The organism is Streptomyces sp. NPDC085937, assembly GCF_044540535.1.
Taxonomy (GTDB): Bacteria; Actinomycetota; Actinomycetes; order Streptomycetales; family Streptomycetaceae; genus Streptomyces.
On sequence record NZ_JBITSH010000001.1, the window covers coordinates 271,502 to 288,935 of the forward strand.

A 17,434-nucleotide genomic window follows, 5' to 3' on the forward strand; every position below is an offset into this window, starting at 1 on the left:
GGCCGGAACCCTCCCGAGAGGCAGCCATGACCACCGGCACCCACGAGCCCACCCACGACAGCGCCCGCTCCGGCCCGGCCGGCGCCGCCAAGGAGGCGTCCACGGCGGTCGACGGCGGCGCCTACCAGGTGCTGCGCGACCGCCTCACCGACCGCGCCTTCGAACTCGCTCGCCGCGCCGAGGTGTTGAACCGCCGCCGGGCCGAGGAGTTCGGCGCTCCGGAACTGCGCCTCACCGGCACCGAGCGGCTGCACACCGAACGCACCGCGGTGCCACGCGACATCGTCGCCGTCGGTGACGTGCTGCTCTTCGGCTACGAGACCCGGCCCCGCCCGGAGCGGGACACGACGGTCGGTGACGTCCTCGTACCGCACGACCGCGACCTGAACCGGCTGCCCGACGACGCCGTCCCCGGTCTCCTCGACGACCCTGCGTTCGTGCGGGAGTTCGCCGCCCTGCACCGCTACTACCGGCAGGCCCGCCTGCTGCGGCTGCGCCGTGTGGAGGGCAAGCTGCTCGCCGTCTTCCAGACCGGGGAGAAGCCCGGCGACATCCGCGTCCTGCGCTGGTCGGTGTCCGAGGACGGCCGCGCGGAGTTCCTCGACGCCCGCGGCGACCGCGACCACGCGAGCGTCCCGCCCGCCGACATCACGTGGACGCCCGCCACCCGCGAGGACCACGTCCTCGGCCGCCACCCGCACGTCTCCGTGCGGGGCGAAGTGTTCGTCGACACCCTCGGCGGCACCCTCACGGTCAAGGCGGAGAACGACACCGGCACGCCCGACGGCATCCACAGCGAACCCGTCGACGAGCCCCTGCAGTCCCTCGCCGACGCCGACGTCGCGCACGCCCGCGTCGGCCCGCTGATCCTGCTGCGGATCCTCCCGTACAAGGAGACCGTCCACCGTCACCTGGTCTTCAACACCCTCACCCGCGCCGTCGTCCGCCTCGACGGCATCGGGCAGGGCTGCCGCCGGCTGCCCGAGGACCAGGGCATCGTCTTCCCCGGCGGCTACTGCCTCGCCGCCGGCAGCCACAAGACCTACGAACTCGACACCGGGGGCATGGAGTTCGAGCGGGAGGTGCGCTCCCCGTACGGCGAGGACGTGCTGTACGCCTTCCACGCGCCCGGACGCGGACGCGCCCTGCTGCTCTCCTACAACCAGATCCGCGAGGCCGTCGCCACCCCGATGGCCTGCCACGGCTGGGCCCTCTTCGACGACGGGCACCTCGCCCTGCTGCGCCCCGAGGGCGACGAACCCGCCCGCGTGCACCCGGTGCAGTTGTGGGACTCGCCCTACCTCTCCGACACCCACGCGGCCGCGCAGCCGGCCGGCGAGGGACCACTGGCCCGGGTGGGCAACGCCGACCTCGTCCGCGGCATCTCCGACTGCCTGTCCCTGGCCCGCTCCGCCGCCGAGACCACCCCCACCGCCGGGATCTACGCGACCCTCGCCGCCGCCTGTGTGCGCGCCCTGGACACCCACCACTGGCTCGGCGACCCCGAGGTCGGCGACCTGCGCGGCCCCATGGAGGAGGTGCGCGCCACCGCCGAGCAGGTGCTCGCCGAGTTCGAGACCGTCACCGACCTCACCCGCCGGGCCGCCGAGGCACTCGACGAGGCGGCCGGGCGGATCGCGTCCGTGGTGCGCCGGCTGCGCGGCGAACAGCCCCGCGAGGCCGCCGCCTGGGTGCGCGGCCTCACCGAACTCCGCCACGCCCAGGGCCACCTGCTCACCCTGAAGGAGATGCGGTACGCGGACCACGAGCGCATCGACGCGCTGGCCGCCGAGGCCGACGACGACCTCGCCTCCTTCGGGCAGCGCGCCGTCGCCTTCCTGGCCCGCACGGACGCCTTCGCCGCTCACCACGAGGATCTGGAGCGGCTGCACGCAGACATCGACGCGGTCACCACCACCGCCCAGGCCGCCCCGCTCACCGCCCGGCTCGACGAACTCGCCGACGGACTGCGCACGGTCACCGAGGTGGTCGCCGGGCTCGACATCGCCGACGCCACCGTCCGCACCGGCGTCCTGGAGCGCGTCGCCGACGCCATGGGCGGCGTCAACCGTGCCCGCGCCACCCTCGACACCCGCCGCCGGGGCCTGCTCGACCGGGAGGCGCGCGCCGGGTTCGCCGCCGAGCTGACCCTGCTCGGCCAGACCGTGACCGGGGCCCTCGCCGCCGCCGGTGACCCGGACGCCTGCGACGACCAGTTGGCCCGGGTCCTCGCCCAGCTCGAGGAACTGGAGTCGCGGTTCGTCGAGTTCGACGACGTCCTCGGCGAACTCGCCGACAGACGGACCGAGGTCCACGACGCGTTCTCCGCCCGCAAGCAGAGCCTCACCGACGCCCGCGCCCGCCGTGCCGGACAGCTCGCCTCCGCCGCCGAGCGGGTGCTGGAGACGATCGCCCGCCGCAGCGCCGCGCTCGCCGACACGGACGCGGTGAGCACCTACTTCGCCTCCGACCCGCTGGTCGCCAAGGTCCGCCGCAGCGCCGACGACCTGCGCGCCCTCGGCGACCGGGTGCGCGCCGAGGAACTCGACGGCAAGCTGCGGTCCGCCCGCGAGGAGGCCGCCCGCGCCCTGCGCGACCGCACCGACCTCTACGCCGACGGCGGCCGCACCCTCCGCCTCGGCACCCACCGCTTCGCCGTCTCCACGCAGCCCTTCGACCTCACCGTCGTCCCGCACGACGACGGCCTCGCCCTCGCCCTCACCGGCACCGACTACCGCGCCCCCGTCACCGACCCGGCCCTGCTCGCCGACCGCCCGCTGTGGGACCGGCACCTGCCGTCCGAGTCGCCGCGGGTCGCCCGCGCCGAGCACCTCGCCGCCCGGCTGCTGCACGTACACGGCCCGGACGTCCTCGCCGGCGCCGACGACCTCCCCGCGCTGGTCCGCACGGCCGCCGAGGAGGCGTACGACGAGGGCTACGAGCGGGGTGTCCACGACCACGACGCCACCGCGATCCTCACCGCCCTGCTCCCGCTGTACGACGGCGCCGGCACCCTGCGTCACGCCTCCGCCGCCCGCGCGCACGCCCTGCTGTTCTGGGCGCACGGCACGACGGAGCAGGAGCGCGCCGACTGGACGACCCGCTCCCGCTCACTGGCCCGGGTCCGGGACGCCTTCGGCGCGCCGCCCGCGCTGGACGCCCTGCGGGACGAACTCGCCCGCGCGGTGGGGGAGCGGGCCCCGGACGCGCCCGTCCGCCCGGAGGCGTGCGCCGCGTACCTCTTCGACGAACTCACCACCGGACCCGAGGGGTTCGTGATCAGCGCCCGTGCGCGCACCCTCCTCGACAAGTTCCGCCGCACGGTCGCCGGCGCGGCGTACGACGAGGACCTCACCGCCCTCGGCGACCTCACCGCGCGCCGCCAGCTGGTCGAGGCGTGGCTGACCGCGTACACCGAGGCCACCGGCGACCGGGTGGACGCGGACGACCTCGCGGAGGCCGTCGCCGCGGAGCTGTGCCCGGACCAGCCCCGGCACGAGTCGGACGCGGTCCTCACCGTCACCGTCGAGGGCCTGGTCTCCACCCACCCGCGCATCACCGACCGCCGCCTCACCCTGCGTCTGGACGAGTTCCTCGCCCGTACCGACGCCTTCCGGGCGCGCGAGGTGCCCGCCTTCCGCGCCTTCCAGCGCCGCCGCGCCGACCTCGTCACCACCGAACGCGCGCGGCTGCGCCTGGACGACCACCGGCCGCGCGTGATGGCGTCCTTCGTCCGCAACCGCCTGGTCGACGAGGTCTACCTGCCGCTGATCGGTGACAGCCTCGCCAAGCAGCTCGGCACCACGGGCGAGTCCGCCCGCACCGGCACCGGCGGACTGCTGCTCCTGCTGTCCCCGCCCGGCTACGGCAAGACGACGCTCATGGAGTACGTCGCCCACCGGCTCGGCCTGGTGCTGGTGCGGATCAGCGGCCCCGCGCTCGGTCACGGCGTCACCTCGCTCGACCCGGCCGAGGCGCCGAACGCCACCGCACGCCAGGAGGTCGAGAAGATCAACTTCGCTCTGGCGGCGGGCAGCAACACCCTGCTGTACCTGGACGACATCCAGCACACCTCGCCCGAACTGCTCCAGAAGTTCATCCCGTTGTGCGACGCCACCCGCCGAGTGGAGGGCGTGTGGCAGGGCGAGCCGCGCACCTACGACCTGCGCGGCAAGCGGTTCGCGGTGTGCATGGCCGGCAACCCCTACACCGAGTCCGGCGAGGTCTTCCGGGTCCCCGACATGCTGGCCAACCGGGCCGACGTGTGGAACCTCGGTGACGTCCTCACCGGCAAGGAGGACGTCTTCGCGCTCAGCTTCGTGGAGAACGCCCTCACCGCGAACCCGGTCCTCGCCCCGCTCGCCGGACGTGACCGCGCCGACCTGGACCTGCTCATCCGGCTCGCCTCCGACGACCCGACGGCCCGTCCGGACCGGCTGCTCCACCCGTACGCGCCCACCGAACTCGACCGTGTCCTGGCGGTGTTGCGCCATCTGCTCACGGCCCGCCGCACGGTCCTCGCGGTGAACGCGACGTACATCGCCTCCGCCGCCCGGTCCGACGACGCCCGCACCGAGCCGCCGTTCCTGCTCCAGGGCTCCTACCGCAACATGAACAAGATCGCGCAGCGGATCCAGCCCGTGATGAACGACGCCGAGCTGTCCGCCGTCATCGAGGACCACTACACGGCCGAGGCCCAGACCCTCACCACGGGCGCCGAGGCGAACCTGCTGAAGCTCGCCGAACTGCGCGGCACGCTCACACCCCCACAGGCGGCGCGCTGGGCGGAGGTGAAGGCGGCCCATGTCCGCACCCTCACCCTGGGCGGCCCGGACGACGACGCCCTCGGCCGCGCGGTGGCCGCCCTCGCCCTCCTCGGCGACCGCATCGCGGCGGTCGAGTCGGCGATCACCCGCGCCGCGGACCCCCGCCACCTCCTGGCAGGGCGGCCCCGGCAGGGGGACGACGGCTGAACGCGGTCGGCCGAGGACACCGATGCCGGGCCGCGCCGAGGCGTGACCTGGCATCGGTTTCACGCCATCAAGTTGACGTGAACATGGCCTGATGCACGTTTATCTACGCGCGGAGCCGGCTCGGCGAAATCAGTATTCGGGTCATTATGGAAGACTTTTCGACCGGTAGTTACCGGGCGGTATTCCGGCCTGCTACAACACCTGTTGCTCCCTCAACTACCGTCGCGAGATTCGTCGTGAAGGGCGGATACACGTGTCAACGCGTTCACTGGGAACAACTCTCGCCACCCTCGTCCTGGGTGTGGCGACCGTACTCGGCCTCGCCCAGCCCGCCGCTGCCGCCGGCCACAACTACGTGGCGCTCGGCGACTCCTACTCCTCCGGCGTGGGCGCCGGCAGCTACACCTCCGAGAGCGGCGACTGCAAGCGCAGCACCGTCGCCTACCCCCAGCTCTGGAAGAACGCCAACGCCCCGGCCTCGTTCAAGTTCGTCGCCTGCTCCGGCGCGACGACGACAAGTGTGGCCTCCACCCAGCTCAGCGCCCTGTCCTCCGCCACGACCCTCGTGAGTGTCACCGCGGGCGGCAACGACGTCGGCTTCGCGGACGTCATGCAGACCTGCGTGCTGCAGAGCGAGGCGACCTGCGTCTCCCGGGTCAACACCGCGGTCTCGCAGATGCAGAACACCCTCCCGGGCAAGCTGGACTCGCTGTACTCCGGCATCCGCTCCCGCTCCCCGCAGGCACGCGTGGTCGTCCTCGGATACCCGCGCTTCTACAAGCTGTCGGGCAGCTGCATCGTGGGCCTGACCGAGACCGAGCGCTCCGCGATCAACAGCGCCGGTGACGTGCTGAACGGGGTGATCGCCAAACGGGCGGCCAACGCCGGGTTCGCCTACTCCAGCGTGGTCGACGAGTTCAGCGGACACGAGATCTGCTCGGGCGACGCCTGGCTGCACAGCGTGACCATCCCGATCGGCAACTCCTACCACCCGAAGGCCGTCGGCCAGTCCGGCGGCTACCTGCCCGCCTTCCGCTCGGCCGTCTGAACCGCCGCCGCACACCACCTCGTTGACCCATGAGGGTCAGCGGGGTGGACGGCCGCCAGGCAGACGGTGCCGGCGCGCCCCCTCGGCGCCGGCATTCCGTTTTGTCCTCTGGCGGACGCGCGTAGACCACGGGCATCATCGGTCTGTTCCGCCTGCACAGCCGTCCCCTCACGCACCATGGCCCCCAGCAGGAAGGTCCCCCCATATGAAGACCCTCAAGGCCCCGAAGCTCCGCTCGGTCCTGACCGCCCTCGCCCTCGTCGTCGCCCCGGGCGCCGCCGTCATGGGTACCGCGGGCGAGGCCGCCGCCGTCACCAAGATCAGCCACGCGACCGCGACCTCCATGTTCAGCCAGGCCGGCATCACGTGGTCGTCGTCCGGAGGCTGCTCGAACCGCAACGTCTCCACCTGTACGTCGTTCGACCAGCTCAACCTGGCCACGGCCCAGGGCGCCCAGACCCTCAAGCGGGCCACCGGCTGCGCCCTGAACATCACCGGCGGCACCGAGACCGGGCACGCCTCCGGCACGTACTCGCACTGGAACGGCTACAAGCTCGACTTCGGCAAGACCACCTGCGTCTCGAACTACGTGAAGAACACGTTCACCTACATCGGCGTGCGCGGCGACGGGGCCCCGCAGTGGCGCTCCGGCTCGGGCAACGTCTACGCCGACGAGGGCAACCACTGGGACGTCACGTACTACAACTGCGGCGGCTGCTGACCGGTTCCGTCTCTCGGACTCACATGTGCGCTGTTCCCCGCGCCCCTCAAGGGGCGCGGGGAACAGCGCGAACGGCGGGACAGGGCGCCGGGCTTTATCACACGGCAAGTTCGCCGGAGGCATCGGCGCCGGCATCGGCTTCGCGGTGTCGGGACGTGCGGGTGCCGGCGGCCGGGGCCACGAGGACGGCCGCGGCGACGAACGCCAGGACCACCACCATCGCCGGGCGCAGTCCGTAGTGATCGCCCAGGAAGCCGAGAGTGGGCGGCCCCACCAGGAACGCGATGTAGCCGATCGTCGCCACGAGGCCGACGCGGGCGGTCTCGTCGGGCCCCGAGTCGCCGGCCGCCGACAGGGCCACCGGAAAGCCCAGGGACGCGCCCAGCCCCCAGAACAGGACGGCGGCCGCGGCCACGACGGCGTTGTCGGAGAAGATGACCAGGCACAGACCGACGGCTCCGGAGACCGCGCTGGCCCGTACCACGGTCGCCCGGCTGTACCGGCTGAGGAAGAACGCGCCGCCGAAGCGTCCCAGGGTCATGGCCGCGGCGAACCCCACGAAGACCAGCGAGCCGACGGCGGCGTCGAGACCGTGACCGTCGACCATCAGCAGCGGCAGCCAGTCGTTGGCGGCGCCCTCGGCGAGAGCCATGGCCAGGACGATGGCCCCGATCATCAGCAGCCGCCGGTCCTTCCACACCTGCGGGCCCGAGGGCCGCACGGAGTCCGAAGCGGGCACCGCGGCACGAACCCCGGTTCCGGCGGGGACGCCGCCGATGGCGTACCCGAACATCGCGGCCGTCACCGCGGCCACCGCCAGGAGGTGCCAGTGGGCGGGCAACGCCGCCGCGGTGGCCGCCATGCCGGCCAGGCCGCCGACGACGGTGCCCAGGCTGAAGCATCCGTGCAGCGTGGGCAGAACGGGCCTGCCGGTGATCCGTTCGACGTCGGCGCCGTCCACATTGATCGCCACCTCGCCCGCACCGACCCCCAGGCCGAACAGGCACAGCCCCGCGGCGACCAGGAGCGCGGAGGCGAGGGCGGTGCCCCCGCCCACGACGACCACGCTCGCGACGACGAACAGTGTGCCGAGCGCTGTCACGGGCCTGGTCCCGAATCGGGACACGAAACGCCCGGAACACAGGATGCCGGCCATGGAGCCGACGGACAGCCCGAACAGCACCAGCCCCATCTGACCCGTGGACACACCCAGACGGTCACGGACGTCCGGGGTGCGCGTGATCCACGAGGACATGGCGATGCCGTTGAGGAAGAAGAAGAGGTACAGCGCCCGGCGGCGCCGGCGCACGGCATGGTCGGTCAAGGAGGGGCTCCGCCGGTGTTGGAGAAGATGAGGGGGAGGCAGGTGACGATCCCGCTTCACCCACCGAGTATGAACAAATGTACACATCGGTGCGGTGACCGAGAAGACAAGGCGGACAACGGCGATGACAGGCAGCACACGTGGCCCCAACGACCCTCGGCGCCGCGAACGCATCCTCGACGCCACGCTCGACGTCATCGCGGAGCACGGCGCCATCAAGGTGACCTTCCGTAAGATCGCGGAGGCGGCCGGCGTGCCCCTCGGGTCACTCACCTACTACTTCGACGACATGCAGCACCTGCTGACCGCCGCTTTCACCCGGCTCGCGGAGACCGTCTCCACGCGCTACGGCGCACTTCTCGAGGCCGCGCGGACCGGCCGGGAGGCCGAGGAGGCGGTCGTCGAGATCATCTGCGGCAAGGTCTGGGGGACCGACCGCAACCTCCTGCTCAGCTACGAGCTCTACGCCTTCGCCACCCGCCATCCCGAGGTGCGCGCCGTCATGCGCTCCTGGATGGAGACCAGCCGGGCTTCCCTGGCCAGGCACTTCGACCCGCTCACCGCTCGGGCCCTGGACGCGCTGGTCGAGGGATTCTCCATCCACAACTCGGTCGACCCGCGGCCCACCGACCGCGAGGAGGTCGCCGCCGTCGTCCGTGCCGTCGTCGACAGGCACCGCTGAACAGGACCGGCCGGGGTCCTGTCAGGTGCCGGCGTCGGACGCGTGCCGAGTCGACTCGGCGGCCATCGCCGCCAGTTCCTCCGGGGTGCGGGGACCGGGACCCTTGCCCGCCCCCGGCCCGTGCGCCCGCAGGAAGAGCCCGGCTGCCACACCCCACGGCAGACGGAGCCCCGCCGCCGTGAGCAGGTCCCGGCGCGCCAGCGTCTCGGCGACGGGGCCGGTGTGGACGCCGGACGGGGTGAGCAGCGCCGCGTCGTCGGCCCAGCGCAGGGCGAGGTCCACGTCGTGGGTGGCCATCACGACGGTCGTGCCGTCGGCCCGCAGCCCGTCCAGGGTGGCGAGCAGGCGTTCCTGGCCGTCGGGGTCGAGCCCCGCCGTCGGCTCGTCCAGGATCAGCACCCGGGGCCGCATGGCGACCGCGCCCGCGATCGCCGTCCGCTTGCGCTGCCCGTAGGAGAGCAGGTGCGTGGGCCGGTCGGCGAGCGCGGTGATGTCCAGCGCGGCCAGCGCCTCCGCCACCCGCGCGCGCACCTCCGTCTCGGGCAGCCCCAGGTTCAGCGGGCCGAACGACACGTCCTGCGCCACGGACGCGGCGAACAACTGGTCGTCGGGGTCCTGCACCACCAACTGCACGGTGGTGCGCAGCGTCGTCAGCCCCTTCCGGTCGTGCCGCACCACCCGCCCCGACACGCTCAACTCCCCGCTCTCCGGCCGGAGTCCGCCGCTCAGCAGGCGCATCAGCGTCGTCTTGCCGCTGCCGTTGCGCCCCAGCAGGGCCAGCGCCCGGCCCTCGCGCACCTCGAAGTCCAGCCCGGTGAACACCGGCGGGCCCTCCTCGTACGCGAACGACACGCCCCGCAGGGCCACCAGCACCGACTCGCTCACGACAGGGGCCTTTCCAGTACGAAAGTGAGGACGGCCAGCGCCGCCAGGAGCGCCCCGCTCGCCGCCGTGAACCGCGCGGAGACACGGGCCTCGGGCACCAGGACGCGCAGGGTGCCGTCGTAGCCGCGCCCCGCGAGCCCGGTCTGCAGCCGCGCCGCCCGGTCGAAGGACCGTACGAACGCGGTCGCGCCGAGCCCGCCGAGCGAACGCCAGGTCGCCGCCCGGGTGGTGTGCCCGAGCCGGGCCGCCTGCGCCGCGTGCACCCGGCGCACCGAGTCCAGCAGCAGGAAGCTCATCCGGTACGTCACCAGCGCCACGTCCACGAGCGGCGCGGGCACCCCGGCGCGCACCAGCCGGGGCAGCAGGTCCGACATCGGCGTGGTGAACGCGAACAGCAGCACGCCCAGCGAGGCGGCCGAGGTACGCAGCAGCAACTCCCCGGCGCGCACGGGCCCGTTGCCGGCCAGGGAGACGAAACCGTCCGGGCCGCCCACCTGCACCAGCAGGGTGAGCGCCCCGGTGACGCAGAAGCCCAGCGGCACCCGGTACGCGCGCCACAGCCGCCGCGCCGGCACGCCCGCCGGGCCGAGCAGCAGCCCGAGCGCGGTGACCAGCACCAGGGCCGCGCCCGGCCAGGGCGGGAGCGAGATCGCGAGCACGGTGAGACCGAGGCCGAGAACGGCCTTGTCCACCGGATGACGGCGGCGCCAGCGGCTGCTGTGCGCCGCCGCGTCGATCGGCAGCACGGAACGTCAGTCCCGTCCGTCACCGGCGCCGGTAGGCACACCCGCGCCGGGACCCGCGGCGTCCGTGCCCGTACCTGTGCCGGCACCCGTACCTGAGGCACCCGCACCCGTACCTGCGGCACCCGCACCCGTACCCGTGCCTGAGACACCCGCACCCGCGTCCGCCGTGGTCAGCTCACGTGCCCGCGCCTCGCCCTGCCGGCGCCCGCGGCGCAACCCGAAGTAGTAGGCCAGGACGCCCGCGCCGAGTGCCGCCTGGAGGGCGAACAGCGCCGACTCGATCTCGCCGGAAGGCGGTTCGTACAGCGGTGAGAACCACGGCTCGTAGTCCGGGTGGAGCTCGGTGATCGCGGTCTCCGCCTCCCCGTCCGCCCCGGCGAACGGCTCCTCCTTGTGGTCGCCGAGCCCGAGCGCCAGCGGGATCACGGCGAGCGTGGCGACGAGCAGCAGGAGCAGGGTGTTGATCCTCGTGTTGCGGCTCATCGGCCCACCACCTCCGCCGACGTCGCCGACTCCGCCGACGCGGCGGACTCCGCCCGCTCGCGACGCCCGGCGACCGAGGTGACCAGCACCCCGAGCCGGGTCAGCTCGCCCTTGCTCGACTGCACCAGCAGACGCATCACCAGCACGGTCAGCAGCCCCTCGCTCACCGCGAGCGGGATCTGCGTGACCGCGAAGATGGACCCGAACTTGCCCAGCGCGCCCAGGAATCCGCTGCCGGGGTCCGGAAAGGCGAGCGCCAGCTGCACGCTCGTCACGCAGTACGTCGACAGGTCGGCGACGAACGCCCCGCAGAACACCGCGCCCATCAGCGGCACGTCGTACCGGCGCAGCAGCCGGTAGACGGCGTACCCCGCCCACGGTCCGACGATCGCCATGGAGAAGACGTTGGCGCCCAGGGTGGTCAGCCCGCCGTGCGCGAGCAGCAGCGCCTGGAACAGCAGGGTGATGGTCCCGAGCACCGCCATGACGGGTGGCCGGAACAGGATCGCACCCAGCCCCGTACCGGTGGGGTGGGAGCAACTCCCGGTCACCGACGGGAGTTTCAGCGCGGACAGGACGAACGTGAAGGCGCCCGACGCGCCCAGCAGCAGTGTGCTCTCGGGATGAGCTCTCACTTCACGGATGAGCGACCGGGCTCCGTGGACGACGAACGGCGCCGACGCGACGCCCCAGGCGACCGCGTGCGCCGGAGGCAGAAAACCCTCGGCAATGTGCATGGCTCAGCAGACCCTCTCCAGCACCTCGTGGATGGTTGACGCGCCTTGGCCGGTCTCCTGGCTGACGGGTACCACCGCCCGTGCTCCGCCTTCCCGGGTCCCGAAGGACCCAGTGGCTGCCCGCGAGGGCCGGAGCCGGACTTCCCGATCACAGTGGCGAGGGCCGCACCGGTATCGCACCGATTTCCCGTCACCAAGGCGTGGCGACAGTAGTCCCCGGCGTGGCCCGGTGACAAGCGGCGACGGGGGCGCGCGGACGGCGCCCGGCAGCTCGCGACCCGGCGCACACCTGCGCGTTCGGGTCGCGGGGGGCCCGCGTCAGGATCCGGGGGATAGGGGGCCGCCGTCCTGGGCAGGGTCTTGCTGCAACTAATATGCAACAACGACTTGCGGGCAGTAGATCCGGGGTCATGGTCATGGTCATGGGCACGAGGGCCGGGCTGGACGTCCGGCCAACAGGGATGTGAGGTTCGATGACGACCCGACGCATACGGGGAGCCGCCGCGGTACTGGCGACGGCCGCGGTGGCCACGGCCTGCTCGGCGCCCGGCAGTGGCGGCGCGGACGGTGGGGCGGCCGACGGGTCCGTCGTGATCGGGGTGTCCACCGAGCCCGACACCCTGAGCCCGCTGCTCGGTTACGGCAAGGACGGCAACTCGAAGATCTTCGACGGACTCCTCGCCCGCGACGCCGGCATGAACCTCGAGCCGGCGCTGGCCAAGGCGCTCCCCAAGATCACTGACGGGGGCCGCACGTACACCTACACCCTGCGCCAGGGCGTGGAGTTCAGCGACGGCGAGCCGCTGACCGCGCGGGACGTCGTCTTCACGTACCGCACGGTGCTCGACGACGCCACCAACAACACCGCCAAGAGCGAACTGGCCGCGGTCAAGGACGTCCGTGCGGTGGGCGACGACACGGTCGTCTTCACCCTGCACCACCCCTACGCGCCCTTCGCCGCCCGCACGGTGCTGCCGGTCGTCCCCGAGCACGTCGCCGGGAAGCAGGACCCCAACACCGGCGCCTTCAACACCGAGCCGGTCGGCACCGGACCGTACGTCCTCGTCGACTGGCGCAAGGGCGAGAAGCTCACCTTCAAGGCCAACCCGCACTACTGGGGCGGCGCACCGAAGGTGAAGAAGCTCACCATGGCGATCGTCGCCGACGACGACGTCCGCGCCACCCGTCTGCGCTCCGGCGACCTCGACGGCGCGGTCCTCCCGCCCAACCTCGCCGCCACCTTCAAGAGCGACGACGACAGGAAGACGTACCGGGCGACCTCGTACGACTTCCGCGCGGTCAGCCTTCCCACCGGCAACCCCGTCACCGGCGACACCGCGATCCGCCGCGCCCTCGACCTGGCCGTCGACCGGCAGGCCATGGTCGACAAGATCCTCGACGGCGCCGGACGCCCCGCCTACGGCCCGCTGCCCGTCGACGACCCCTGGTTCGCCCAGGACGTCGAGCGGTTCCGGGACCTCGCCGAGGCCGGGCGCATCCTCGACGCGGCAGGCTGGAAGGAAGGCAACGACGGCGTCCGTGCCAAGGACGGCCGCCCCGCCCGCTTCACCCTGTACTACCCCTCCGGCGACAAGGTCCGACAGGACCACGCCCTCGCCTACGCCTCCGACGCCAAGAAGGCCGGCATCGACGTGCGGGTGCAGAGCGCCACCTGGGAGGTCATCGAACCCCGCATGAACCACGACGCCGTCCTCGCCGGCTTCGGCAGCGTCGGCGACCCGGACTTCGGCCTCTACACCCTGCTGCACTCCTCCCTCGCCGGCGACGGCTTCAACAACATGGCCCGCTACGACAACCCGGCCGTGGACCGGGCCCTGGAGACCGGCCGCCGCACCCAGGACCCCGAGGCCCGCAAGGCCGCCTACGACGACCTGCAGCGCGCCCTGATGAAGGACCCCGGCTACACCTTCCTCACCCACATCGACCACATGTACGTACTCGCCGACCGCTGGAAGGGCCTCACCACCCAGACCGAACCCCACGAGCACGGCTTCGCCGCCGGCCCCTGGTGGAACGTCGAGGACTGGCAGCCCGCGCCATGACCCACGCCCCCTGGCAAGCGATGGCACGGCTCACCGCCCGCCGCGCCCTGTACGCCGTACCGGTGCTCGGCGTCGTCACCTTCGGCGTGTTCGCCGTCGCCGCCGCCTCCCCCTTCGACCCCGTCAAGGCGTACGCGGGCACCGCCGCGCTCGGCGCCGACCAGGAGACCCTGGACCGGCTGCGGGACAACCTGGGCGTGGACCGGCCGTTCACCGCGCACTGGTGGGACTGGCTCACCTCCGCCGTCGGCGGCGACCTCGGCCGGTCCACCGTCATGCGTCAGCCGGTGGCCGAGGTGATCGGCGAACGCCTGCTGTGGTCCACCCTGTTGTGCGCCGTCGCGTTCGCGGCCGCCGTGCTGCTCGGCACGGTGCTCGGGGTGCTCGCCGCCCGCCGCCCCGGCTCCCTCGTCGACCGCGCGGTCACCTCGCTCGCGTACACCCTGGAGGCCGCTCCGGTCTTCTGGATCGCGCTGCTCGCCGTCTGGCTGTTCGCCCTGCGGCTCGACGTCCTCCCGGCCGGGGGCCTCACCGACACCGGCAGCGATGTGGTCACGTTCGGCGGGCTGGTCCAGCACCTGATCCTCCCCGCCGGCGTGCTCGCCCTCTCCCAACTGCCCTGGTTCACGCTGTACGTCCGCCAAGGCGTCGGCGACGCCCTCGCGGAGGACCCCGTGCGCGGGGCCAGGGCCCGCGGCCTGAGTGAACGCACGGTGCTGCTCGGCCACGCCCTGCGCTCCGGACTGCTGCCGGTGCTGACGCTCATCGGCTCCCGCGTGCCGGAACTCATCACCGGCGCCCTGCTGGTGGAGACCGTCTTCAGCTGGCCCGGGATCGCCTCGGCGACCGTCGAGGCGGCCACAGCCGTCGACTTCCCGCTGCTGGCCGCCCTCACCACCCTCGCCACCGCCGCCGTCCTCGCCGGCAACCTGCTGGCCGACCTGCTCTACGGGCTGATCGACCCGAGGGTGAAGCTGGAGGAGATGTGACGACCGACGTCGACACGGCGGACGTGAAACGGGCTGCCGCCCCCGCGTGGCGCGCGCACGGGACCGCACGCCGCTCCACGCACCTCCTGCGGCTGCGGGTCTCCGGCGTGCTGGTCGCCGTGACGGTGCTCGCCGTGCTGCTCGTGCCGCCGCTGACCCAGCTCGACCAGCAGGCGGTCGACCTGGCCGCCAAGCTCCAGCCACCCAGCTGGTCGCACCCGTTCGGCACCGACGACGTGGGGCGCGACCTGCTGCTGCGCTGCGTCTACGGCCTGCGCGTCTCGCTGCTGGTGGGCGTGGTGGCCGCCCTGACCGCCACCGTCATCGGTACGGCCGTCGGCGCCACCGCCGGCGCCCTGGGCGGCTGGGCCGACCGCGCGGTCATGCGCCTGGTCGACACCCTGTCCTCCGTGCCGCATCTGCTGCTCGGCATCTTCATCGTGGCCATGTTCCGGCCGGGCGTCTGGCCGGTGGTGGTCTCCGTCGCACTGACCCACTGGCTGTCCACCGCGCGCATCGTCCGGGCGGAGGTGCTGTCGCTGCGGTCCCGGCCGTTCGTCGACGCGGCCGTCTCCGGTGGCGCGTCCCGGTGGCGCGTGACGGTACGCCACCTGCTGCCGGGGGTGCTGCCGCAGGCCGGCCTCGCCGCCGTCCTGATGGTCCCCCACGCCATGTGGCACGAGTCGGCCCTGTCCTTCCTGGGTCTCGGCCTGCCCACCCACACCGCCAGCCTCGGCACCCTGATCCAGGGCGCCCGCGGCTCGCTGCTCGCCGGGCAGTGGTGGCCCACCCTCTTCCCGGGCCTGTTCCTGATCATCCCCACCCTCGCGGTCGCCGGTCTGGCCGGCGTCTGGCGCGAGCGGATCAACCCGCGCCGCCGATCGGAGCTGATGCTGTGACTTCGCGAGACGCCTTGACATCGGTGCCTCCCCCGGCAGGGACGGACTCGGCCGCCGTGCCGGTTGCCGCGCCGGCCGCTGGAGACGGCGAGGCCGGTCCGGCACCCTCGTCGCCGGGCGCCGCCCCTGCGGTTGCGGCCGCGTCGACCGGGCGGGACGCGGCCCCCACCTCTGAGGTGGCTCGGCCGTCCGGGCGGGACGCCGGCACCGCCCCGGCCGGTGCCGGGCGGAGCCGCCTCGCGCCGGTGCTGTCCGTCCGTGGGCTTTCCGTGCGGTTCCTGCTGCCCGGAGGGCGCCGCGTCGCCGCCGTGGCCGACGCGTCGTTCGACGTCGCGCCGGGGGAGTGCCTCGCCCTCATCGGGGAGAGCGGCTGCGGCAAGTCCGTGCTGGCCTCCGCCCTGCTCGGGCTCCTCCCCGCCAACGCCCGCACCGCCGGGCACGCCCACCTCGGCGACCTCGACCTGCTCACGGCCGACGAACCCACCCTCGCCCGCACCGTACGGGGCCGCCGTGTCGGGCTCGTCCCGCAGTCCCCGGCGGCGCACCTCACACCCGTGCGCACCATCCGCTCCCACATCGAGGAGACGGTCGCCCGGCTCACCGGCACCCGGGGCCGCGCCGCCCGCCGGAAGGCGGCCGAACGGGCGGCGTCACGCGTCGAATTCCCCCTCGACCACCTCGACCGCCACCCGCACGAACTCTCCGGCGGCCTGGCCCAGCGCGCCGCCACCGCCCTCGCGCTCGTCGGAGACGCCCCGCTGCTGCTCGCCGACGAGCCCACCACCGGCCTGGACCGCGACCTCGTGGACCGCACGGTGGACGAACTGCGCCGCCATGTGGACGCCGGCCACGCCCTGCTGATGATCACGCACGACCTGGCCGCCGCCGAGCGCATCGCCGACCGCGTGGCGGTCATGTACGCGGGCCGGATCGTCGAACTGGCCGATGCCCGCGCCTTCTTCGGCTCCCCGGGCCCCCGCCACCCCTACAGCCGCGGCCTGCTGGAAGCCCTCCCCGAACGGTCCTTCACCCCTGTCCCTGGGCTGCCACCCGAGCTGGGGAACCTCCCCGACGGCTGCGCCTTCGCCCCCCGCTGCGACCGCGCCACGGACCTCTGCGCCACCCTGCCGCCGTTCACGGACTCCGTCGCCTGCCACCACCCGGCCCCCGCCGGCCCGCAGGAAACGGCCCGCACCCCGGAGGACACCCGTGCTTGAGCTGCGCGCCGTCACCGCCGGCTACGACCGCCGCGCCCCCGTCGTCCGCGACGCGACCCTCACCGTCACCCCGGGCGAGGCGGTGGGCCTGCTCGGCCCGAGCGGCTGCGGCAAGTCCACCCTGGCCAGGGTCGCCGCCCTGCTGCACCGCCCGGACGCCGGCGAGGTCGTCCTCGACGGCGTTCCCGTGAACCGCTTCCGGCACCGCGCACCCCGTGCACAGCGCACCGCCGTCGGCGTCGTCTTCCAGCAGCCCCGCCTGGCGGCCGACCCCCGGCTGCGCCTCGCCGACCTGATCGCGGAACCCCTGCGGGCGACGGGCCGCCGCGCCGCGGCCCCCGCCCGCGTGGCCGAACTGGCCGGCACCGTCGGCCTCACCCCCGACCTGCTGGGCCGCCGCCCCCACGAGGTCAGCGACGGCCAACTGCAGCGCGCCTGCCTGGCGCGTGCGTTGGCCCTGGAACCGCGCTGGCTGGTGTGCGACGAGATGACGGCGATGCTGGACGCGTCGACCACGGCGGCGCTGGTGCGCGTCGTCGAGGACTACCGCGCGTCGACGGGCGCCGGCCTCCTGTCGGTGGGCCACGACCGCACCCTGCTGAACCGCTGGTGCGACCGCACGGTCCCCTGGGAGGCGGTGGCCGCGGGCTGAGAACCCGGCGCGGCC

General features: G+C 73.4%; 14 protein-coding genes and 1 riboswitch. Of the genes, 9 read left to right on the forward strand and 5 right to left on the reverse strand.

Features of this window, described 5'->3' with window-relative positions:
- Positions 1-26: 26 nt before the first annotated feature.
- The 3 genes from ACIF8S_RS01145 (at position 27) to ACIF8S_RS01155 (ending at position 6,742) form a co-directional block, all read left to right on the forward strand.
- A complete protein-coding gene (locus ACIF8S_RS01145; RefSeq protein WP_399996605.1) occupies positions 27-4,973 on the forward strand; it encodes a DNA repair ATPase in 4,947 nt (1,648 codons plus the stop codon).
- Between the two features lie 253 nt (positions 4,974-5,226).
- A complete protein-coding gene (locus ACIF8S_RS01150) occupies positions 5,227-6,021 on the forward strand; it encodes an SGNH/GDSL hydrolase family protein (protein ID WP_399996606.1) in 795 nt (264 codons plus the stop codon).
- A gap of 205 nt (positions 6,022-6,226) precedes the next feature.
- Entirely contained in the window at positions 6,227-6,742 is a 516-nt protein-coding gene (locus tag ACIF8S_RS01155; RefSeq protein WP_399996607.1) for a hypothetical protein, read from the forward strand.
- 97 nt (positions 6,743-6,839) lie between these two features.
- Here ACIF8S_RS01155 and ACIF8S_RS01160 read toward each other — a convergent pair whose 3' ends face one another.
- Positions 6,840-8,282, reverse strand: coding sequence for an MFS transporter (locus ACIF8S_RS01160; RefSeq protein ID WP_399996609.1), 1,443 nt, complete (start codon positions 8,280-8,282; stop codon positions 6,840-6,842).
- Between ACIF8S_RS01160 and ACIF8S_RS01165 the strand changes: the two genes are divergently transcribed.
- Complete coding sequence (locus tag ACIF8S_RS01165; protein ID WP_399996610.1) at positions 8,191-8,748, forward strand: TetR/AcrR family transcriptional regulator; 558 nt, start codon at positions 8,191-8,193, stop codon at positions 8,746-8,748. The two genes, ACIF8S_RS01160 and ACIF8S_RS01165, sit on opposite strands and share 92 nt — an antisense overlap.
- Before the next feature lie 21 nt (positions 8,749-8,769).
- On the opposite strand, the gene ACIF8S_RS01170 is transcribed toward ACIF8S_RS01165, so the two are convergent.
- From ACIF8S_RS01170 to ACIF8S_RS01185, 4 genes are read right to left on the reverse strand one after another with little or no spacing between them, the layout of a single operon-like run.
- Positions 8,770-9,633 carry an energy-coupling factor ABC transporter ATP-binding protein gene (locus tag ACIF8S_RS01170; protein WP_399996611.1) on the reverse strand — a complete coding sequence of 288 codons (864 nt, stop codon included), beginning with the start codon at positions 9,631-9,633 and terminating at the stop codon, positions 8,770-8,772.
- Complete coding sequence (gene cbiQ, locus ACIF8S_RS01175) at positions 9,630-10,379, reverse strand: cobalt ECF transporter T component CbiQ (RefSeq protein ID WP_399996612.1); 750 nt, start codon at positions 10,377-10,379, stop codon at positions 9,630-9,632. Before cbiQ ends, ACIF8S_RS01170 begins: the two co-directional genes overlap by 4 nt.
- 6 nt (positions 10,380-10,385) lie before the next feature.
- A complete protein-coding gene (locus ACIF8S_RS01180; protein WP_399996613.1) occupies positions 10,386-10,862 on the reverse strand; it encodes an energy-coupling factor ABC transporter substrate-binding protein in 477 nt (158 codons plus the stop codon).
- Positions 10,859-11,599, reverse strand: a complete 741-nt coding sequence (locus tag ACIF8S_RS01185; protein ID WP_399996614.1) for an energy-coupling factor ABC transporter permease — start codon at positions 11,597-11,599, stop codon at positions 10,859-10,861. The genes ACIF8S_RS01180 and ACIF8S_RS01185 overlap by 4 nt, the downstream gene beginning before the upstream one ends.
- Positions 11,600-11,628: 29 nt before the next feature.
- Positions 11,629-11,812: riboswitch (cobalamin riboswitch) on the reverse strand.
- 260 nt (positions 11,813-12,072) lie between these two features.
- Between ACIF8S_RS01185 and ACIF8S_RS01190 the strand changes: the two genes are divergently transcribed.
- From ACIF8S_RS01190 to ACIF8S_RS01210, 5 genes are all read left to right on the forward strand, one after another.
- Complete coding sequence (locus ACIF8S_RS01190; RefSeq protein ID WP_399996615.1) at positions 12,073-13,662, forward strand: ABC transporter substrate-binding protein; 1,590 nt, start codon at positions 12,073-12,075, stop codon at positions 13,660-13,662.
- Between the two features lie 20 nt (positions 13,663-13,682).
- Entirely contained in the window at positions 13,683-14,651 is a 969-nt protein-coding gene (locus ACIF8S_RS01195) for an ABC transporter permease (protein WP_399997053.1), read from the forward strand.
- The gene (locus tag ACIF8S_RS01200; protein ID WP_399996616.1) at positions 14,648-15,550 is read left to right on the forward strand and encodes an ABC transporter permease; all 903 of its coding nucleotides are present in this window, start codon (positions 14,648-14,650) and stop codon (positions 15,548-15,550) included. The genes ACIF8S_RS01195 and ACIF8S_RS01200 overlap by 4 nt, the downstream gene beginning before the upstream one ends.
- Positions 15,551-15,795: 245 nt before the next feature.
- A complete protein-coding gene (locus ACIF8S_RS01205; protein ID WP_399996617.1) occupies positions 15,796-16,767 on the forward strand; it encodes an ABC transporter ATP-binding protein in 972 nt (323 codons plus the stop codon).
- Positions 16,760-17,419, forward strand: a complete 660-nt coding sequence (locus ACIF8S_RS01210) for an ABC transporter ATP-binding protein (RefSeq protein WP_399996618.1) — start codon at positions 16,760-16,762, stop codon at positions 17,417-17,419. Before ACIF8S_RS01205 ends, ACIF8S_RS01210 begins: the two co-directional genes overlap by 8 nt.
- Positions 17,420-17,434: the final 15 nt, after the last annotated feature.